The organism is Mesorhizobium huakuii (assembly GCF_030160235.1).
GTDB classification, from domain to species: domain Bacteria; phylum Pseudomonadota; class Alphaproteobacteria; order Rhizobiales; family Rhizobiaceae; genus Mesorhizobium; species Mesorhizobium huakuii.
The window spans coordinates 54,696-72,507 of the sequence record NZ_BSNY01000039.1; the positions used below are offsets into that span (position 1 = coordinate 54,696).

Genomic DNA, 17,812 nt, shown 5'->3' on the forward strand with positions numbered 1-17,812 from the left:
TGTCTTCCGCTGCATCTTGTCGAATTCACGGAGCTGCTGTTCTTCGAGACAGTATCTGCAATGTCGTGACGTGGAGGCGTCACGGCATGGATTCTAGGGTCTGCGCGCGTCGCTTCGCTCCTTGCTCCGCCCTAGAATGACGAAGTCGGTGGTGTCTTCTCCTCGCTGGACCGTTCAAAAAAGCGGCCGTGGCGCCTGCCACCCGGCTTGAGCGGGACCCTGCTTCCGGTTCATATCGCCCGGCCCGCTTTGCGCGGGCCAGGGGAGAATTTCATGTACAAGCTTTATACCCGCCCCGGCAGCGGCGGCTTTGTCGTCGAGGCAGCGCTGGCGCTCGCCAACGCACCATTCGAGCAGATCGACGTGCCGAAGACCGACCGGCCGGATCCGGCTTTCCTCGACATCAGCCCGCTGAACCAGGTGCCGGTGCTGACCCTGCCGGACGGAAGCTCGATGACCGAGTCGGCGGCGATCTGCATCCTGCTCGCCGAACGCCATCCTGAGGCCCGCCTGGCACCGGCGGTCGATGCGCCTGCCCGCGCCGATTTCCTGCGCTGGATGGCGTTCATGTCGTCGGTGCTCTACCCGGCGGTGCTGCGGTTCTACTATGCCCATCGCTACACGGCCGACGCCGACGGCACGAAAGCCGTCAAGCAGGCGGCCATCGCCGAGATGGACCGCGGCTTTGCCGTTCTCGACAATGCCCTGAAGGGGCGTGACTGGCTGGTTGGTGACCAGATGTCAGTGGCCGACATCTATCTCGTCATGCTGGTGGCCTGGCATCCCGACATCGACAGCGCGCGGGCGGCATGGCCAAACATTGAACGTCTCTGGGCCCGATTGCGCGAGCATCCGCTGCTGAAGACGCTCAACACCTCGCACGAGATGTGGCCGGGCTGAAGGTCAGTTTCGCAGCGCAGCCCTTTTGCCTTGCAGGAACCGGCGCACCGCCGGGTCGCGTTCGAGACCGATTGCCCTGTCATAGGCCTCGCTTGCCTGCGGTACCTGGCCAAGCCTGGCCAGGAGACCGGCCCGCGCCGCCCAATAGGGCTGATACTCATTGAGCCGCTTGTCGTCGCCCAGCACGTAAAGTGCCGCCAGCCCCGCCACGGCGCCTTCCGTCTCGGCAAGCGCTACCGCGCGGTTGATCGCCACCACCGGTGATCCCACAATCGAAAACAGCGCGTCGTAAAGCGCGCGGATCGCCGGCCAGTCGGTGCGGCCGGTCAGACGCCGCGCCGCGTGGGCGGACTGGACGGCCGCCTCGAGCTGGTAGCGGCCGACGACGCCGCTCACCGCGGCATGGGACAGAAGCATTTCCGCCTCGTCGATCAGGGCGCGGTCCCACAGGTCGCAATCCTGTTCGGCCAGAGGCACGAAGTCGCCTTCGGCGCTGCGCCGGGCAGCGCGGCGCGCCTCGGCAAACAGCATCAGCGCAAGCAGGCCAAGCGCTTCCGGCTCTTGTGGCATCAGCTTCGCCACGAGGCGGCCGAGCCAGATGCCTTCGGTGGCGAGGTTGCGGCGCCGCGTCTCGGTGCCGGCCGGATCGGACCAGCCTTCGGCGAAGGCGGCGTAGATCGCCTCCAGCACCGCGTCCAGCCGTTCGCCGAGTTCGGCCCGCTCCGGCACGCGGAACGGAATGCCGGTTTCGCGGATGCGCATCTTGGCGCGTACCAGGCGCTGGCCCATCGTTGCCGGCGAGACCAGGAAGGCGGAAGCGATCGTCGCGGCATCGAAGCCCAGCACGGTCTGCAGGATCAGCGGCGCGCGCACGCCGGGTTCGATCGCCGGATGCGCGCAAGCAAACATCAGCCGCAGCCGTTCGTCGGGCAGCTCTTCGTCGGTCATGCGCGCCTCCATCTCCTCGGCGATCAGCTTGAGATGATCGCGGGCCGCTTCCCGGGTGAGCCGCCGGCGAACCGCATCGACCCGTCGCCGCCGCGCCACGGCCAGCAACCAGGCTTCCGGCTTTTCAGGCACGCCTGATTTCGGCCAGCGTTCGAGCGCCGCGGCGAAGGCATCAGCCAGCGCATCCTCGGCCGCGGTCACGTCGCGCGTGCGCGCCGCAAGCCAGGCGACCAGCTTGCCATAGCTCTGCCGGGCGGCGGCCTCGGCGGCCGCCCGGGCGATCTCCGGGCGACTGTCCATCAGATGGTCATTTCTTGGCACGTCGTCATTTCTGGGGCATGTAGTCGGCCATTTCCCAGATCGGCCGCAACTCGACCGTGCCGGTGCTGGCCGCCGGGCAGCGCGCCGCCCATTCGATGGCGGTATCGATGTCGGCCGCTTCGATCATGTAGAAGCCGGCAAGCTGCTCCTTGGTGTCGGCATACGGGCCGTCGATCACGTTGGTCTTGCCGCCGGCGATCCGCACCGAGGTGGTCGCCTGGGTCGGGCGCAGCCGTTCGCCGGCCAGCCAGGCGCCGGATTGCTTCAACGCTTCGGTGTAGGCGCCATAGGCCGCGCTCATCTGCTGGGCCTTCTCGATCGGCATGGCCGCCATCGCGGCTTCGTCGTTGTTGATCATCAGCATGTATCGCATGGGTCTTCTCCCGTGGTTTCGAAGGCCGCGTCCTTGCGGGGCCAGACGTATGTCGCGCGGCGTCGACCGATTTCGACAGGGCGCCAAGAAAAAACTTTCGACCCTGATCGGGCACGGCGCAAGCGCAGAGCGCGCACCCGTGCTGGTCAACAATGCGCCGCTCTGCAGGGCTTTCAGCCGATCAGGCGCCCGCGCAGTTCGGCCGACGGGATGTCGCAACTGTCCTTCCTGCCGAACAGGGCGTAGCGGTTCCCGGCGATGCCGATGTAAAGCCAGTCACGCAGCGGGCGCGGCAGCAGCAACAGCACCTTTGCCGCACGCCACGGCCAGCCGAGCTCCGACATCACGGCGACGAGACTGTCGAGCTTGGTGAACGCGAGCCCGTCCACGAGGACGAGATTGGTTTCGTAGGCGTCCGTGCGCAGACCATGCTTCCTGAACAGCGCTTCGCCAAGGGGAGATTGCGCGGTGGCGAAGCGGAAGCGGCTTTGGCGGTCGAGCCTCACCACCATGCGCACGAAGCCGGAGCACAGCACGCAGACGCCATCGAAGGCGATCAGCGGATGGCTGACATCGAAAGATGGTTCAGCGGGAGGGCCGGGTTTGGCACGATTTGGCTGGGACAGACTTGATTGGGGAAACTCGGTCACGTGGACCTCGGCTGCTCGTGTCGCAGGACACTAAGCCAGCCGGAGGCGAGATCAAAGACGTGGCGATGTCGCACGCCGCCTGTCGCCGAGGAGCCGGTCGCCCAGAAGGGGATGCTCGGCGCGATAGGTCGTGGCGCGGGTCGCGGCACCTGGCCTGCAGATGCGGCTGTTGTGGCGGCTCTCGAACGTCATGGTCAGTGCGCGCCGAGCGACGTGCCGCGACGGGCGCAAGCCGGACCGGGGCCGCGCATGTAGTAGCGCTCCGGCCGATAGGTCGGCGCGACGAATTCGCGGATGGCGGCGGCGTAGCCGATGAGGTGTGTAAGGAAGTTCATTTACCCTGTCCCTGTCCCGATTTTCGGATGTCCCTTCCGAATTGCGCGAAGGATAGCATCGAGGCGTGAATAGTCGGTGAACACGATGTTAATATCTGGTCGAAAACCCGTTGCTTCGTGGCCGGATTGCGGCTGTTTCGGGGTGTTTCCACGCCTTTTGTCGCCATTCCGGCCTGTGTGACTTTTGCATCACATATGTTTCGTTTGAATGTCGCCTGGGCGCGGTTCTGTTTCAATTTTTGGCTGGCTGATGGAATTTCCTTGCTCAGGCAGGAAAGGAAGGAACCGGCATATAGGGCGGACGTTGACCGTCGGGACTGGCGTGGCCGGCCCGCGATTGCCTGCAAGCCGCAGGCTCGTACACCAACATCGCAAGAGCAAATGGAAAGGCTAGAACAATGGGCTTCTTTTCGAAGGACATCAAAACGCTGGACGACCTGTTCGTGCACACGTTGCGCGACATCTATTACGCGGAAAAGCAGATCGAGAAGGCGTTGCCGAAGATGATCGACAAGGCCACCAACGCGCAGCTCAAAGCAGGCTTCGAAAAGCATCTTGAACAGACCAAGGGTCATATCGAACGCGTCGAAGAGGTGTTCGATCTGCATGGCGTGAAGGCCAAGGCGATCAACTGCCCGGCCATTGACGGCATCCTCCAGGAAGCCGACGAGGTCAGCGGCGACATCGCCGACAGGGAGGTCCTGGATGCCGCCCTGATCGCGTCTGCGCAAGCAGTCGAGCATTACGAAATGACCCGCTACGGCACGCTGATTGCATGGGCCAAGCAACTCGGCCGCAGCGATTGCGCCAATGTACTCGCGAAGAATCTTAAAGAAGAGCAGGCGACCGATCGCAAGCTCACCGAGATGGCGGAAAGCAAGATCAATCTCCAGGCTGCCGAATAGGTGGGATGGCCGGCAGACGGCGCGGCAAGGGCGCCGACTTGCCTTGTCGCGCGGTCGGAACCGGAATGGGCTTTGCCCGTTCTGGATTTAACCCATTGCAAGGAGTTTGTCATGGCGCCGCGTCCAGCCTGGAAGGGCTATCTGAAGCTTTCGCTGGTCACTTGCGCGGTCGAACTGACCAACGTCGTCACCCATACCGAACGGGTCTCGTTTCGCATTCTCAACCGCAAGACCGGCAACACGGTGAAGCGCATTTATGTCGACGCCGAGACCGGTAAGCCCTTGGACGATGGCGACGAGATCAAGGGCTATGAATTGGACGACGGCGACTTCGTCCATGTCGAGGAAGACGAGATCGAGGCGGTGCAGATCGAATCCTCGCACACGATGAGCCTCGACGGCTTCGTCGACAAAGCCTCGATCCAGCAGATCTATCTCGACACGCCCTACTATGTCGCGCCGGCCGACAAGGTGTCGGAGGAGGCGTTCGCCGTCATCCGCGATGCCATGGCGGGCAAGAAGATGGCCGGGCTGGCGCGCATCGTGCTCTACCAGCGCGAACGTCCCGTGGTCATCGAGCCGCTCGGCAAGGGCATGGTGCTGACGACGCTGCGCTATGACAATACGGTGCGCCAGCCCGATAGCGTGTTCGGCGAGATCAAGGCGGTGAAGACCGACCAGGAGATGACCGATCTCGCCGAACTGATCATCGACAAGAAGAAGGCGAAGTTCGACCCCTCGAAATTCGACGACAAATACGAGGATGCGCTGCTGGAGCTGATCCGGGCCAAGAAGGCAGGCCACAAGGCGCCAAAGGCCAAGGCGGCGCCCAAACCCTCCAACGTCGTCAATCTGTTCGACGCGCTGAAGAAGAGCCTGTCGTCGGATTCCAGCCCGCCGAAATCATCATCCGCGAAAGCCAGGCCGGCGGCCAAACGCGCCAGGCCGAAAGCGGCCGCGCCGAAGCGCAAATCGGCCTGAGGAGACCAAGCGATGGCCGACCTCGAACAGTATCACGCCAAGCGCGATTTCAAGAGGACGTCGGAGCCGGCCGGCAAGGTCGCACACAGCCGGAAGAGCGAGGCGGGCGGCATCTTCGTCATCCACAAACACGCGGCGACCAGGCTGCATTACGACCTTCGCCTCGAGCATGGCGGCGTGCTGTGGAGCTGGGCGGTGACGCGGGGACCCAGCCTCGATCCGCATGAGAAGCGGCTCGCCGTGCATGTCGAGGATCACCCGATCGACTATGCGCCGTTCGAAGGCACGATCCCGAAGGCCGAGTATGGCGGCGGTTCGGTCATCGTCTGGGACGAGGGCACATGGCTGCCCGAGACCGATCCGGCCAAGGCGATGAAAAAGGGCCATATCAGTTTCGAGCTCAAGGGCCACAAATTGCATGGGCTGTGGCATCTGGTACGGCTGAAGCCGCGGGCGGGTGAAAAGCGCGACAACTGGCTGCTGATCAAGTCGGATGACGCCGCTGCGCGCCCGGGCGAGGACATTTTGAAGGAGAAGCCGGAATCGGTGAAGTCGGGCCTGACGATCGAAGAGGTCGGCGAAGGCAAGACCGCCAAAGGCCGAAGGCCCGAGGTCTGGCACTCCAACAAGCCGGCCGCAGGCAAGGCGAAGGCCGCAAGCCGGAGACTCGATTTCATCGAACCGCAGCTTGCGACGCTGGAGCGGGACGCACCGCCGGGCAAGGACTGGCTGCATGAGGTGAAATTCGACGGCTATCGCATGCAGGCGCAGATCGCCGGCACCGATGTGCGGCTCTTGACCCGCACCGGCCTCGACTGGACGGAGAAGTTTGGGAGCGAGATCATCGCGGAGCTGGCCGCGCTGAAATGCAGCGACGCCATCCTCGACGGCGAGATCGTCGTGCTGGCCGACAACGGCGTCTCATCCTTCGCTCTGCTGCAGCAGGATCTGTCGGCGAAGCGGACAAACCGCTTCCTCTACTACGTGTTCGACCTGATGCGGCTCGACGGCAAGGATTTGCGCGCCGAGCCGCTGGTCGAGCGCAAGCAGGCCTTGCAGGAGCTGCTCGGCAAGCGGCCGGATAATGCAGCTGTGCGGTTCTCCGACCACTTTTCCGAGCCCGGCAAGATCATGCTGGAACATGCATGCCGCATGGGCCTGGAAGGCGTCGTCTCAAAACGCGCCGACGCGCCCTATCGCAGCGGGCGCGGCCCGACCTGGGTGAAGTCGAAATGCACGGCGCGGCAGGAATTCGTCATCGGCGGCTATCTGCCGTCGGACAAGACCGGGCGCGGGCTGCGCTCGCTGCTGGTCGGCTATTACGAAGCCGGCAAACTGCATTATGCCGGCCGTGTCGGCACCGGCTTCTCCGCCAAGGGCGCCACCGCGCTGAAGAAGAAGCTGGACGCGCTGAAGGCGAACGCTTCGCCCTTCGACAAGGCCGTGCCGAAAGGAAAGGGCCTGGTCTGGGTCAAGCCGGAGCTTGTCGGCGAAGTGGAGTTTCGCAGCTGGACGTCGGACCGTATAATACGCCATGCTTCGTTCCAGGGGCTGCGCGAGGACAAGCCGGCGGAGGACGTTGTGCAGGAAAAGCCCAAGGCAGCGACAGGCAAGGACAAGCCGGCGTCAAGCGGCCCGGGCACATCCGCCGGGGCGATGACGACCAGCGTAAAACTCTCCCATCCCGACAAGCTGCTGTGGCCCGACGAGAAGATTTCCAAGCAGGGCCTGCTCGACCACTATGCTCAGGTCTGGCCGCGTATACAGCAATTCGTCGTCAACCGCCCGCTCAGCCTGGTGCGGGCGCCGGACGGCGTCGGCGGCCCGCGCTTCTTCCAGAAACATGCCTCGGCCGGCATGAGCGACAGGATAGCCCGGATGAAGGACCCGACCGATGGCGAAGAAATCCTGTTCGTGCGGGATTTCGACGGTGTAGCCGCGCTCGTCCAGTACGGCGTGGTCGAGATCCATATCTGGGGCTGCACGATCGACAAGCTTGAACAGCCGGACCAGATCATCTTCGATCTCGACCCCGATGAGGGCGTCGACGTGAAAGCGGTGCGCGAGGCGGCGCTCGATATCAGGGGCAAGCTTGACGAGCTTTCCCTGCCGAATTTCGTCAAGACGTCGGGCGGCAAGGGCTATCATGTGCTGGTGCCGCTGAAGCCATCGGCGGACTGGGACGCGGTGAAGACCTTCGCGCATGATTTCGCCAAGGCGCTCGAACAAGGTGCCCCGGACCGCTACACGGCGACGCTGTCGAAAAAGGCGCGCACCGGGAAAATCTTCGTCGACTATCTGCGCAATGGCCGGGGCTCGACGACAGTCGCGCCCTATTCCTCGCGCGCCAAGAAAGGGGCCACCGTGTCGATGCCGGTGACCTGGGCCGAGATCGAGGCCGGCCTGGCACCGAACGCGTTCCCGATCGGCGACAAGACGACGCTGGCGAAGCTGGCGGAAGCCGACCCGTGGAAGGGGTTTTTCGAGCAGGGCAAGGTGCTGAAGCGGGGGTAGTTCTCCGCGCTCAGCTCAAAAACACCCTATCGAAGGCCTGCTTGCCCGGCGGCGAGAAAATCACCGCGCGGCTGTCCTTTTCGCGGCGCGCCCATTTTTCCTGAAGTATCTTGTCGAGTATGGCGGCGCCCAGCGTGCCGGCGAGGTGCGAGCGGCGCACGCTCCAGTCCAGGCAGGCGCGGCATACCGGGCGGCGCGGTTTGGCGTCGACATCGATGCCGATCGCGGCAAAATGCGACGCCGCCGACGGCCCGAGCCTGATCTCCCTGTCGTCGCGCAGCAATATGTCCTTCTCGACAAGGCGGTCGAGCATGGCCACCGCCTGCTCGCCGGCGAGATGGTCGTAGCAGACGCGTGCCACGCGCATGGCGCCGTCGCGCGGACCCGGCCGCACGCGCTTGGGGCCAACGGCTTCGGCGACGCCGGTGATGGCCTCGATCATGCCCGCCACCTGTGGACCGGCGAGGCCGTAGTAGCGGTGCCGGCCCTGGCTGGCCAAGGTCAGCAATCCGCCCTCCATCAGTTTCGACAGATGCGAGGAGGCGGTCGGCAGCGACACGCCGGCCTCAAGCGCCAGTTCGCTCGCCGTCAGCGCCGTGCCGCCCATCAGGGCGTTCAGCATGTTGGCGCGGGCCGGGTCGCCGACCAGGCTGGCGATGCGGGCGATGTCGGGTCCTTCACGCATAGTTCGTTCCTCATCGAAGCATTCTTGTCAGATAAGCATTATTCTCCGACCAGATCAAGGAGACGACGATGACCGCACGAACCGCTTCCACCTCCGCACCGTTCCATGCCCGCCGATCGTTCCCGTTCATCACCTGGTTCCGTTCACGGCTTTTGGCCCGCTGGTATGACCGCCATCTGCAGCGTCTCGACCTTGGCGAGATCGACGACCATTTGCTGCGCGATCTCGGTCTGACGCCGGAAGACGTGCGCCGCGAATGCGCGAAATCCTTCTGGCAGGCATGACCGCAGGGGCAATTGCCGAGCAGATCGGGTGCCTAGCAGATCGGGCGGCACAACGTTTCGACGACGCTCGAACTATCGACGCGAAAACACACTCCAAAGGAGACGACCATGACCATCACCTGCTTCATCCGCTATGAGATCGACCCGTTCGGCAAGGCTGCCTTCGAGGAGTATGCCCGCAACTGGGGCCAGGCCATTCCGCGCTGCGGCGCCGACCTGATCGGCTACTATGCCCCGCATGAAGGCTCGGCGACGACGGCCTACGCCGCCTACAACATCGAGAACCTGGCAGCCTATGAAGCCTATCGCGCACGGCTTGCCGCCGATCCCGCCGGCAAGGCAAACTATGAGTTCGCCAAGCGAGAACGATTCATCCTCAAGGAGGACCGCATGTTCCTGAAACACGTCTCCGGACCGCACGCGAAGCTGGTGCTGCCGTGATCGCCGTCATCTTCGAGGTGCAGCCCGCCGAGGGCCGGCGCGATGCCTATCTCGGCATCGCCGCCAATCTGCGTCCCTTGCTCGACGGCATCGACGGCTTCATCTCGATCGAACGTTTTCAGAGTCTCGCCGACCCGAACCGCATCCTGTCGCTGTCGTTCTGGCGCGACGAGGAAGCGGTCAAGGCCTGGCGCAACACGGAAGAACACCGGCAGGCGCAGCAGGCCGGCCGCGGCGGTATCTTTGCCGGCTACCGGCTGCGCATCGCCCATGTGGTGAGGGACTATGGGCTGACGGAAAGGGACGAGGCGCCGGCGGACAGCCGGGCGGCTAATGGGTAGCGGAGAGGCGCGTTTCTTCCTTCTCCCCTTGCGGGAGAAGGTGGCCTCGCGAAGCGAGGTCGGATGAGGGGTGCTCCAGGGAACACCAGCGCCTCACTTCGCTGGAGCACCCCTCATCCGTCTCGGCGCTACGCGCCGATCCACCTTCCCCCACAAGGGGGGAAGGAAGAACTATGCATTCCCGATCAGCACGCCGGCGGCGAACACCAGCGCGCCGCCCAGCACCACCTGGAAGGCGGCGCGCAGGAAGGGGGTCTGCATGTAGCGGTTCTGGACGAAGGCGATGGCCCACAATTCGAAGAACACCACCACGGCGGCGACGGCCGTCGCCGTCCAGAAATGCGGGATGAGATAGGGCAATGCGTGGCCGAGACCGCCGGCCGATGTCATGACGCCGGTGGTGATGCCGCGTTTTATCGGCGAGCCGCGACCCGAGAGCTTGCCGTCGTCGGAAGCGACTTCCGTAAAACCCATGGAGATGCCGGCGCCGATCGACGCGGCAAGCCCGACCAGGAAGGTCTGCCAGGTGTCATGGGTGGCAAAGGCGGCGGCGAAGATCGGCGCGAGCGTCGACACCGAACCGTCCATCAAGCCGGCCAGCCCCGGCTGCACATAGGTGAGGATGAACTGGCGCTGCTCGGCGGCGGCCTCTTCATCCTTCACGTCGCCGGGCACGTGCTTCTGCTCCAGCCGCTGGGCCAGCGTCTCGTGACCCTGTTCGGCTATCGCCAGGTCGTTGAGAAGTTTTCGCGTCGAGGCATCGGTCGTGCGCTTTGCCGCTTCGACGTAGAACAGGTAGGCCTGCCGCTCCATGGCTTCGGCCTGGCTGCGCACATGCTCGATGCCGAGCGGCCTGACCAGCCAGTCGGGCTTGCGCTCGTAATAGCCCTTCACATGTTCGCGCCGGATCAGCGGGATGCGCTCGCCGAAGCGCTTGCGGAAGATCTCGATCAGCGAGTCGCGATGGCCGTCCTCTTCCTCGGCCATCTCCTCGAACACTTTTGCCGATTGCGGAAAGCTTTCCGCCAGCCCGTCGGCATAGGCCCGGTAGATGCGCCCGTCATCTTCCTCGGATGAGATGGCCAGCGCCAGGATTTCCTGCTCGGAGAGCGATTCGAAGGGGCGGCGGCCGAAGCCGAAAACACGGGAAAGCATGAGGAAAGGACCCTAGTTTAGAATTGTTCTAAACTAGGGTTTGCGGCGCCCCGGGTCAATCGCGCTGAGGGCCACAGGTTCAAGAATTGTTGAAGCGCCCGAGCGGCCTCGATCCCTGTTTATTGCCAAAGATTCACCTATATAGCTGAACCTAAGACAAGGATGAGGATTTTGAGCATATGACGAAACCGCCCCCCCATTTCGAACCGAAACCCGTTCTCGATCTCATCGCCAGCATCGATGCCGATCTGCAGCGCCTGAAGGGCCTGGTCGAACAGCAGATCGAGAAATTCGACCCCGCCAACCCGCACAACAAGGCCCCGGACGGCAAGCTGACCGAGGAAGGGGTCGAGTGCTGCTACCGCCTGTTCGACGAAGGCAAGTCGCGCTACTCGGTCGCCCAGCAGATGAAGATCTCCTTTGCCGCCGCCACCCACCGCTTCAACAATTGGCGCAAGCTGGGCGGGACGAAGAGGCAGCGGACACTTCTTGGTTGAAACTGGCGAGATGTCGGCGGGGGGTGACTGCCGAGACGACGGAGACAGTGCCCGGCCCATATCCGCCAACTTTGTAACGGTCACATTTTTTCAATGGTGCGCCATGTGCCTTTGCGGGCATCATGAGAAGAGACTGCCTCTCTTGCTGGACCTCGCATGACCGCCACCACCCCTCCCGGCATCGCCGACATCCATGCCGCCGCCGCGCGGCTTTCCGGCTTGATCGTCGAAACGCCATTGATCGAATCGGCCGAGCTGAACAAGCGCTTCGGCGGCCGCATCCTGTTCAAGCCGGAGACGTTGCAGCGCACCGGATCGTTCAAGTTCCGCGGCGCCTACAACAAGCTTTCGTCGCTGAGCGAGGAAGAGCGCGGCCGGGGCGTCGTCGCCTTCTCCTCGGGCAATCATGCGCAAGGGGTTGCCGCCTCCGCCGCCATGTTCGGCGTCAAGGCGGTCATCGCCATGCCGGCGGACGCGCCGGCGATGAAGATCGGCAATGTCCGCAAGATGGGCGCGGAAGTGGTGCCGTTCGACCGCTTTCGCGATGACCGCATGAGCGTGGTTCGCCCCTATATCGACAGGGGCATGGTGCTGGTGCCGCCCTTCGACGATCCGGCCATCATTGCCGGGCAAGGCACGATCGGCCTTGAACTGATGCGGCAAGCCAGGGCGCTCGGCGTCAGCCTCGACGCCGTCGTCATCCCCTGCGGTGGCGGCGGCCTTTCGAGCGGCATTTCGGTCGCGGTCAAGGATGCCTCGCCAGCCACCGCGGTCTGGGCGGTGGAGCCCGAGCATTTCGACGACACGCGCCGCTCGCTCGCCGCCGGCGCCCGGGTTTCCAACGAACCGGGTTACAGCTCGATCTGCGACGCGATCCTGACCGCCGAGCCGGGCGTCATCACCTTCGAAATCAACCGCAAGAACCTCACTGGGGCCATCGCCGTCTCCGACAAAGCGACGGCGCAGGCGATGCGCGATGCCATGGCCTATCTCAAGCTGGTGGTCGAACCGGGCGGCTGCGTGGCGCTCGCGGCGCTGTCGTCGGGCGAGATCGAACTGTCCGGCAAAAATGTCGCCGTGGTGCTGTCCGGCGGCAATGTCGATTTCGGCACCTATGCCGGGATCATGGCGGCCGCCTGAACGCTCTGTCCTGGGTGCCATCTCGCTATCGGCGTAGCCCGGCGGGCGCCTCGGCCGCTCACTGCGGCCGGGCCGAGGTGCCCGTTTGCGGTCAGTCCAGCGTGCGTCTGAACCGCAGCAGCGCGGTGCCCGCGAAGACCAGCACGAACACGGCCAGCCAGCCGACCTCGGTGGCGATGGCATGGAAGTCGGCGCCCTTCAGCATCACCGATCGAGTAATGCGCAGGAAATGCGTCAGCGGGAAGATTTCGCCCAACGCCTGGGCCCAGCCCGGCATGCCGCGATAGGGGAACATGAAGCCGGACAGGAGCAGCGACGGCAGGAAGAAAAAGAAGGTCAGCTGCATGGCCTGCATCTGCGAGCGGGCCATGGTCGAGATGGTGTAGCCGAGTAGCACCAGCGACAGCACGAAGACAAGCACCGACGACAGCAGCAGCGTCAGGCTGCCGACGAACGGGATATCGAACAACAGCTTCGCCGCCACCAGCACCACCGCGACCTGCACCGCGCCGACGACAAGGAAGGGCAGCACCTTGCCCAGCATGATCTCGGCCGGGCTGGACGGCATGGCGAGCAGGTTCTCCATCGTGCCGCGCTCGGTTTCGCGGGTCAGCGCCATGGCCGTCATCATCACCATCGTCATCTGCAGGATGACGCCGAGCAGGCCGGGCACGATGTTGTATTGCGAAATGCCTTCAGGATTGTAGCGATGGTGCACCACCACCTGCAGCTGCTGCCTGGCATTCTCGGCGGCCGCCGCCTGCATGCCTTGCGCGCGCAGCAGCGCCTGGCTCGCCACCGTGCTCAGCGTGGAAATGGCGCCGCTCGCGGCCGACGGATCGGTCGCGTCGGCCTCGATCAGGATCTGCGGATTGTCGCCGCGCTCGACTCGGCTGGCGAAGTCGGCCGGGATGGTGACGACGAAGGAAACGTCGCCGCGCGCCATCAGGAACTCCGCCTCTTCGGCGCTCTCGGTGACATGGTCGAAATGATAGTAGCCCGTCACCTGCAGCGCCGAGACCATGGCGCGCGTATACTGGTCGTTGCTCATCGCCACCAGCGCCGTCGGCAGGCCCTTCGGATCGTTGTTGATGGCAAAGCCGAACAGGATCAGCTGCAGCAGCGGCACGCCGAGCATCATGGCGAAGGTGATGCGGTCGCGCCGCATCTGGATGAACTCCTTGATCAGCAGCGCGCCGAGCCGGGCGAAGGAGAAGACGCCATTCATGCCATGTTGTCCTTCGACCCCGACATGAACTGGATGAAGACGTCCTCCAGGCTGGTTTCGCCCGGCGCCACCGTCACGCCCTTATGCTCCTTCTCGACATCGGCGAGGGCTGCCTCGAGCTTCTTCCTGTCGGAACCGACGACATGCAGCGTGGCGCCGAAAGGCGCCACCTGGTCGACGCCCGGGCGGCCATGCAACTCTTCGGCCACCTTGGCCAGCCGCGGCCCTTGCACCACGAACGTCGTCAGGCCGGCATTCCTGACCACCTCCTCAACGGTGCCGGTGGCCAGCATCTTGCCGTAGGAGATGTAGCTTATGCGGTGGCAGCGCTCGGCTTCGTCCATGTAGTGGGTGGAGACCAGCACGGTCAGCCCGCCGCTGGCGAGGCGGTGGATCTCGTCCCAGAATTCGCGCCGCGCCTTGGGGTCGACGCCGGCCGTCGGCTCGTCGAGCAAGAGCAATTTCGGCTTGTGCATGATGCAGGCGGCGAGCGCCAGCCGCTGCTTCCAGCCGCCGGACAGCGTGCCGGCCAGTTGATCGCGGCGCGACGTAAGGCCGAGTTCATCAAGCGTCCTGGCGACATAGTCCTCGACCGGTTTCAGCTGGTAGAGCCGCGCCACGAATTGGAGATTTTCGCCGATCGTCAGATCCTCGTAAAACGAGAATTTCTGCGTCATGTAGCCGACTTCGCGTTTGATGCTGAGCGAGTCGGTGCGGATGTTGAACCCCAGCACCGTGCCCTCGCCTTCGTCCGGCGTCAGCAGGCCACACATGATGCGGATGGTGGTGGTCTTGCCCGAACCGTTGGGGCCGAGGAAGCCGACGATCTCGCCTTCGGCGACCGACATCGTCACATGGTCGACGACGGTCTTGTCGCCGAACCGCTTGACCAGGCCATGAACGTCGATGGCATTCATTTTGCCGTTTCCGCGAGGTCGACGTCGACGATCTGGCCGGGCTGCAGCGGACCGGCATCGCCCTCCGGCCGCGCCTCGACCAGATAGACCAGCTTCTGCCGGTTCTCGAGCGAATAGATCACCGGCGGGGTGAATTCGGGATCGGGCGAGACATAGCTGACGCGCGCCTTCACGCCGTCGCCGCAGCCGTCGCAATGGACGCTGAGCAGGCTGCCGATCCTGACCGAGGCGAAGGCCGCCTCCGGTATGTAGACGCTGAGCTTGATAGCGCCGTCGGGCAGCATCGAGATGACCGGCGCGGTCGGCCCGGCCGTGTCGCCGGGATTGCGGATGACGTCGTTGACGCGGCCGGGCGAGGGCGCCGCCAGCGTGCGCTTGGACAGCCGCCACCGGGCCTGCTCCAGGGCGGCCTGCGCCTGCTTGACCTGATTGTCGGCGGCCTTGATCGTCTCGGGCCGCGCCGGCAGGCCGCCGACGGCGAGATTGGCCTGCGCCTGGCCGACCTGGGCGTTGGCGGTCTCCAGCGTCGCCGAGGCGGTGTCGTAGTCGGCCTGGGTGCCGGTGCCGCGCTTGAACAAATCGGCGGCGCGATCATATTTGCGCTTGGCGTCATCAGCCTGCGCCTTGGCCATGTCGACCTGCGCCTTGAGTGCGGCGATCTCTTCCGGCCGCTTGCCGACTTGCAGATCGGCGAGCTGCGCCCGCGCCTGGGCAAGGCTTGCCTCGGCCTGCGCCACCGCGATGCTGGCGTCGGCGCTTTCCAGCGTCACCACCGTCGCGCCCGGCGTGACGCGATCGCCGCGCTTGACGACGACGGTCTCGACCTGCGCCACCTCGATGGGCGCCAGCAGCACATAGTCGCCCTCGACATAGCCGACGGCGAGTGGAGCGGCGGGCGCACAGGCACCGAGGAGCTTCGCGGCGAGCGGCAAGGAGCAGAGGAAACTCATTGTTTTGATCCAATTGGGGGTTTTGATCCCATTCGGGCGGCCAGTATGGCGCTGAGATTGTCAGTCGTGACCGCCACGACCTTGGCGGCCTCGGCGGCGCCGATGTCGTGCCAGCCCATGCGGCGCTTCACCGCCTCGCGGCCGATGCGGAAATAGACGACCTGGCCGACCAGCGTGAACACGGTGAGCCGGGTCCGCTCGCTTTCGGCCGGCTCGCCGGTTGCCTGCTCCCACAGATGACATAGACGGCGATGCGTCGGCTCGAACACGCCGTCATAGACGCGGTCGAGCGCAGCGGTGGGATGCTGCAGTTCGCGCAGCAAGAACTGCACGATCTCGCCTGCCCGCGGCTGCGCCACGACGAAGCCGACGATCCCCTCTATTGCGGCGAAAAGCTGCGCGCGCGCCGCCTCGGGATCGCCCGCCGGCGCCGCCTGGCCACTGGCTGGCGCCCGGCCTGCGGCCAGTGCCTGGCCGGCAACCGCCTGGATGGTCTCGACGATATAGTCGGCGACGGCGGCGCGGAGGCCTTCCTTGCCGCCGAAATGATAGGCGATGGAGCCGATATTGGCCTGCGCTTCGGCCGCGATCTCGCGGGTCGAGGTGCCGTCGAAACCCTGCCGGCCGAACAGTTTCAGCGCCGCCTGCACGAGTGCGGCACGCGTCAGCTCCGGAGAGGTCTCGCGGCGTGGACTTTTGGGGTTGGGCAATCTGGTCATGGCGAAACTTTAATCAATCGATTGATTAAAGTCAACTGCCGTTCGGAGCCGTCTTGCCATCGCCCGCGCCAAGCGCTTTAGTGCGCGGCCATGGGCAAGGAAGTCGAGCGCAAGTTCCTGGTCTCCAGCACCGCGTGGCGGGAGCTGGCCGAGGCGAATATCCGCATCCTCCAGTTCTATCTCGCCACGGCGCCCGGGCGAACCGTCCGCATCCGCATCAGCGACGGCGCTTCCGCCAAGCTGACGCTCAAATTCGGCAGCGGCGCTCGCGAGCGCGACGAGTTCGAATATCCGATCCCTCTGGCGGATGCCCTGGAGATGCTGGACTTCGCCATCGGACGTGTCATCGAGAAGACACGTCACCATGTTAGGCATCGCGGCTATCTCTATGAAGTCGACGTCTTTGGCGGTGCACTCGCGGGACTTGTGGTGGCCGAACTCGAGACTCCGGAAGATGTGCCGGACGAAATGCTGCCTGACTGGCTCGGCCGTGAAGTGACCGGCGAGCAGAAATTCTACAACGCGTCGCTCGCCCTCGGGGGGATACCGGAGATCGCCGCATGAGCTTTCGCATCGACCCGCGCCTGCCGCTGACCGGCGAGGTCCGGCGCATCCTTGCCGAGGAAATCGGCAAGGCGCTCCAGCATCTGGATGCTGCGCGCAGCCGGCCGGAACAGGGCCTGCACAAATGCCGCAAGCGGCTGAAGAGCGTGCGTGCCTTGTTGCGCCTGGTTCATTCCGGCGACGAAACATTCTGCACGACAGAGAACCAATGCTATCGCAACGTGGCGGCGCTGCTTGCCGGCCCGCGCGAGGCGACGGCACTGATCGAGACCATCGACCGGCTGGCGGCGGCTTTTCCCAAGGAGAGCGCCGATGGCGGGCTCGATGCCGTGCGCGACAGGCTGATCGCGCGTCAGCACGATCTGCATGAGGGCGCCGGCCTCGAAGCGACGATCGGCGCGGCGACCGCCGCCTGCGAAGACGGCATGAAGCGGATCGAATGCCTTGCCTTGCCCGACCAGCCCGAACAGGCGGCCGACGTGCTTGCCGAAGGCGCCCGCGTCACTCTGCGCCGTGCCAAAAAGGCGCTCGACAGGGCCGGCTCGCGCGGCGAGGCCAATGATTTCCACGATTTGCGCAAGGCGGCCAAGACGCATGGCATGCACCTGTCGCTGCTGGGCAGGCTGTGGCCGACGCCGATCAAGGCGCGGCGCAAGGCCGTCGATGCCCTGGGCGAGCGGCTCGGCGAACTGCACGACCTGTTCGTCATGCGCGCGCTGCTCGAGGCGGACGACGAGCCGCTGGGGCCGCGCGAGGACACCAAGCTTCTGGGCAAGCTGTTGAAGCGCTCGGAAAAGCAGCTGCGGAAGTCGTGCCTCGCCGATGCAACCGAGCTGTTCGGCGACAGCCCCAAGCGCTCGACACGTAAACTGGCCCGCAAGGCGCGCGACGACCTGGCCAGCCCGGCGTCGCACGACGAGACGAGCGCTTCCGCCGGCTGACCAAGAGGCGGCGCGCTGGCACT

21 protein-coding genes are annotated in these 17,812 nt (G+C 64.8%); 11 read left to right on the forward strand and 10 right to left on the reverse strand.

Translation table 11 applies throughout. From position 1 onward, the window contains the following. Positions 1-273 precede the first annotated feature (273 nt). Positions 274-900 (forward strand): glutathione S-transferase family protein, encoded by a 627-nt coding sequence (locus tag QQK95_RS20700; RefSeq protein WP_284276116.1) that lies wholly within the window; start codon positions 274-276, stop codon positions 898-900. Positions 901-903: 3 nt separating this feature from the next. Here the strand turns inward: QQK95_RS20700 and QQK95_RS20705 are convergent, their stop codons facing one another. The 4 genes from QQK95_RS20705 to QQK95_RS20720 form a co-directional block, all read right to left on the reverse strand. Beyond that, entirely contained in the window at positions 904-2,148 is a 1,245-nt protein-coding gene (locus tag QQK95_RS20705; RefSeq protein ID WP_284276118.1) for an RNA polymerase sigma factor, read from the reverse strand. 25 nt (positions 2,149-2,173) lie between these two features. Then, on the reverse strand, positions 2,174-2,542 hold the full coding sequence (locus QQK95_RS20710) for a YciI family protein (RefSeq protein ID WP_284276120.1): 369 nt from the start codon (positions 2,540-2,542) through the stop codon (positions 2,174-2,176). A 173-nt stretch (positions 2,543-2,715) separates the two neighbouring features. Next, the gene (locus QQK95_RS20715; protein ID WP_409371702.1) at positions 2,716-3,168 is read right to left on the reverse strand and encodes a thiol-disulfide oxidoreductase DCC family protein; all 453 of its coding nucleotides are present in this window, start codon (positions 3,166-3,168) and stop codon (positions 2,716-2,718) included. Positions 3,169-3,386: 218 nt separating this feature from the next. After that, positions 3,387-3,527 carry a hypothetical protein gene (locus tag QQK95_RS20720; RefSeq protein ID WP_013892047.1) on the reverse strand — a complete coding sequence of 47 codons (141 nt, stop codon included), beginning with the start codon at positions 3,525-3,527 and terminating at the stop codon, positions 3,387-3,389. Positions 3,528-3,925: 398 nt separating this feature from the next. On the opposite strand from QQK95_RS20720, the gene QQK95_RS20725 reads away from it, so the two are divergent. The 3 genes from QQK95_RS20725 (at position 3,926) to ligD (ending at position 7,927) form a co-directional block, all read left to right on the forward strand. Continuing rightward, complete coding sequence (locus tag QQK95_RS20725) at positions 3,926-4,432, forward strand: YciE/YciF ferroxidase family protein (protein ID WP_284276156.1); 507 nt, start codon at positions 3,926-3,928, stop codon at positions 4,430-4,432. A gap of 111 nt (positions 4,433-4,543) precedes the next feature. After that, on the forward strand, positions 4,544-5,413 hold the full coding sequence (gene ku / locus QQK95_RS20730; protein ID WP_284276158.1) for a non-homologous end joining protein Ku: 870 nt from the start codon (positions 4,544-4,546) through the stop codon (positions 5,411-5,413). A 12-nt stretch (positions 5,414-5,425) separates the two neighbouring features. Then, a complete protein-coding gene (gene ligD / locus QQK95_RS20735; RefSeq protein WP_284276159.1) occupies positions 5,426-7,927 on the forward strand; it encodes a DNA ligase D in 2,502 nt (833 codons plus the stop codon). Between the two features lie 10 nt (positions 7,928-7,937). Here the strand turns inward: ligD and QQK95_RS20740 are convergent, their stop codons facing one another. Continuing rightward, complete coding sequence (locus QQK95_RS20740) at positions 7,938-8,612, reverse strand: ArsR/SmtB family transcription factor (RefSeq protein ID WP_284276161.1); 675 nt, start codon at positions 8,610-8,612, stop codon at positions 7,938-7,940. Positions 8,613-8,680: 68 nt separating this feature from the next. Here QQK95_RS20740 and QQK95_RS20745 point away from each other — a divergent pair, with 68 nt between their 5' ends. The 3 genes from QQK95_RS20745 (at position 8,681) to QQK95_RS20755 (ending at position 9,678) form a co-directional block, all read left to right on the forward strand. Then, a complete protein-coding gene (locus tag QQK95_RS20745; protein ID WP_284276164.1) occupies positions 8,681-8,896 on the forward strand; it encodes a DUF1127 domain-containing protein in 216 nt (71 codons plus the stop codon). Positions 8,897-9,004: 108 nt separating this feature from the next. Next, on the forward strand, positions 9,005-9,337 hold the full coding sequence (locus QQK95_RS20750; RefSeq protein WP_019862263.1) for an NIPSNAP family protein: 333 nt from the start codon (positions 9,005-9,007) through the stop codon (positions 9,335-9,337). Next, positions 9,334-9,678: an antibiotic biosynthesis monooxygenase family protein gene (locus QQK95_RS20755; protein WP_284276167.1), complete on the forward strand. Its 345-nt coding sequence runs from the start codon at positions 9,334-9,336 to the stop codon at positions 9,676-9,678. The genes QQK95_RS20750 and QQK95_RS20755 overlap by 4 nt, the downstream gene beginning before the upstream one ends. Positions 9,679-9,849: 171 nt before the next feature. Here QQK95_RS20755 and mbfA read toward each other — a convergent pair whose 3' ends face one another. After that, a complete protein-coding gene (mbfA, locus tag QQK95_RS20760) occupies positions 9,850-10,833 on the reverse strand; it encodes an iron exporter MbfA (protein WP_284276169.1) in 984 nt (327 codons plus the stop codon). 179 nt (positions 10,834-11,012) lie between these two features. On the opposite strand from mbfA, the gene QQK95_RS20765 reads away from it, so the two are divergent. Together QQK95_RS20765 and QQK95_RS20770 are read left to right on the forward strand one after the other, a co-directional pair. Further along, positions 11,013-11,330, forward strand: a complete 318-nt coding sequence (locus tag QQK95_RS20765) for a hypothetical protein (RefSeq protein WP_284276170.1) — start codon at positions 11,013-11,015, stop codon at positions 11,328-11,330. A 156-nt stretch (positions 11,331-11,486) separates the two neighbouring features. After that, the gene (locus QQK95_RS20770) at positions 11,487-12,470 is read left to right on the forward strand and encodes a threonine/serine dehydratase (protein ID WP_284276171.1); all 984 of its coding nucleotides are present in this window, start codon (positions 11,487-11,489) and stop codon (positions 12,468-12,470) included. Positions 12,471-12,561: 91 nt separating this feature from the next. On the opposite strand, the gene QQK95_RS20775 is transcribed toward QQK95_RS20770, so the two are convergent. From QQK95_RS20775 to QQK95_RS20790, 4 genes are read right to left on the reverse strand one after another with little or no spacing between them, the layout of a single operon-like run. Further along, entirely contained in the window at positions 12,562-13,698 is a 1,137-nt protein-coding gene (locus QQK95_RS20775) for an ABC transporter permease (RefSeq protein WP_284276173.1), read from the reverse strand. Continuing rightward, on the reverse strand, positions 13,695-14,615 hold the full coding sequence (locus tag QQK95_RS20780) for an ABC transporter ATP-binding protein (protein WP_284276175.1): 921 nt from the start codon (positions 14,613-14,615) through the stop codon (positions 13,695-13,697). The genes QQK95_RS20775 and QQK95_RS20780 overlap by 4 nt, the downstream gene beginning before the upstream one ends. Further along, positions 14,612-15,565: an HlyD family secretion protein gene (locus QQK95_RS20785; protein ID WP_284276177.1), complete on the reverse strand. Its 954-nt coding sequence runs from the start codon at positions 15,563-15,565 to the stop codon at positions 14,612-14,614. The genes QQK95_RS20780 and QQK95_RS20785 overlap by 4 nt, the downstream gene beginning before the upstream one ends. Then, the gene (locus tag QQK95_RS20790; RefSeq protein WP_284276179.1) at positions 15,562-16,284 is read right to left on the reverse strand and encodes a CerR family C-terminal domain-containing protein; all 723 of its coding nucleotides are present in this window, start codon (positions 16,282-16,284) and stop codon (positions 15,562-15,564) included. Before QQK95_RS20790 ends, QQK95_RS20785 begins: the two co-directional genes overlap by 4 nt. A gap of 90 nt (positions 16,285-16,374) precedes the next feature. Between QQK95_RS20790 and QQK95_RS20795 the strand changes: the two genes are divergently transcribed. After that, positions 16,375-16,848 carry a CYTH domain-containing protein gene (locus tag QQK95_RS20795; RefSeq protein WP_284276181.1) on the forward strand — a complete coding sequence of 158 codons (474 nt, stop codon included), beginning with the start codon at positions 16,375-16,377 and terminating at the stop codon, positions 16,846-16,848. Further along, positions 16,845-17,789: a CHAD domain-containing protein gene (locus QQK95_RS20800; protein ID WP_284276183.1), complete on the forward strand. Its 945-nt coding sequence runs from the start codon at positions 16,845-16,847 to the stop codon at positions 17,787-17,789. Before QQK95_RS20795 ends, QQK95_RS20800 begins: the two co-directional genes overlap by 4 nt. Positions 17,790-17,812 lie beyond the last annotated feature (23 nt).

Coding starts and splice junctions, on each gene's coding strand:
- QQK95_RS20700 (WP_284276116.1), top strand. CDS start 274: ATGTACAAGCTTTATACCCGCCCCGGCAGCGGCGGCTTTGTCGTCGAG.
- QQK95_RS20705 (WP_284276118.1), bottom strand. CDS start 2,148: ATGGACAGTCGCCCGGAGATCGCCCGGGCGGCCGCCGAGGCCGCCGCC.
- QQK95_RS20710 (WP_284276120.1), bottom strand. CDS start 2,542: ATGCGATACATGCTGATGATCAACAACGACGAAGCCGCGATGGCGGCC.
- QQK95_RS20720 (WP_013892047.1), bottom strand. CDS start 3,527: ATGAACTTCCTTACACACCTCATCGGCTACGCCGCCGCCATCCGCGAA.
- QQK95_RS20725 (WP_284276156.1), top strand. CDS start 3,926: ATGGGCTTCTTTTCGAAGGACATCAAAACGCTGGACGACCTGTTCGTG.
- ku (WP_284276158.1), top strand. CDS start 4,544: ATGGCGCCGCGTCCAGCCTGGAAGGGCTATCTGAAGCTTTCGCTGGTC.
- ligD (WP_284276159.1), top strand. CDS start 5,426: ATGGCCGACCTCGAACAGTATCACGCCAAGCGCGATTTCAAGAGGACG.
- QQK95_RS20740 (WP_284276161.1), bottom strand. CDS start 8,612: ATGCGTGAAGGACCCGACATCGCCCGCATCGCCAGCCTGGTCGGCGAC.
- QQK95_RS20745 (WP_284276164.1), top strand. CDS start 8,681: ATGACCGCACGAACCGCTTCCACCTCCGCACCGTTCCATGCCCGCCGA.
- QQK95_RS20750 (WP_019862263.1), top strand. CDS start 9,005: ATGACCATCACCTGCTTCATCCGCTATGAGATCGACCCGTTCGGCAAG.
- mbfA (WP_284276169.1), bottom strand. CDS start 10,833: ATGCTTTCCCGTGTTTTCGGCTTCGGCCGCCGCCCCTTCGAATCGCTC.
- QQK95_RS20765 (WP_284276170.1), top strand. CDS start 11,013: ATGACGAAACCGCCCCCCCATTTCGAACCGAAACCCGTTCTCGATCTC.
- QQK95_RS20770 (WP_284276171.1), top strand. CDS start 11,487: ATGACCGCCACCACCCCTCCCGGCATCGCCGACATCCATGCCGCCGCC.
- QQK95_RS20775 (WP_284276173.1), bottom strand. CDS start 13,698: ATGAATGGCGTCTTCTCCTTCGCCCGGCTCGGCGCGCTGCTGATCAAG.
- QQK95_RS20780 (WP_284276175.1), bottom strand. CDS start 14,615: ATGAATGCCATCGACGTTCATGGCCTGGTCAAGCGGTTCGGCGACAAG.
- QQK95_RS20785 (WP_284276177.1), bottom strand. CDS start 15,565: ATGAGTTTCCTCTGCTCCTTGCCGCTCGCCGCGAAGCTCCTCGGTGCC.
- QQK95_RS20790 (WP_284276179.1), bottom strand. CDS start 16,284: ATGACCAGATTGCCCAACCCCAAAAGTCCACGCCGCGAGACCTCTCCG.
- QQK95_RS20795 (WP_284276181.1), top strand. CDS start 16,375: ATGGGCAAGGAAGTCGAGCGCAAGTTCCTGGTCTCCAGCACCGCGTGG.
- QQK95_RS20800 (WP_284276183.1), top strand. CDS start 16,845: ATGAGCTTTCGCATCGACCCGCGCCTGCCGCTGACCGGCGAGGTCCGG.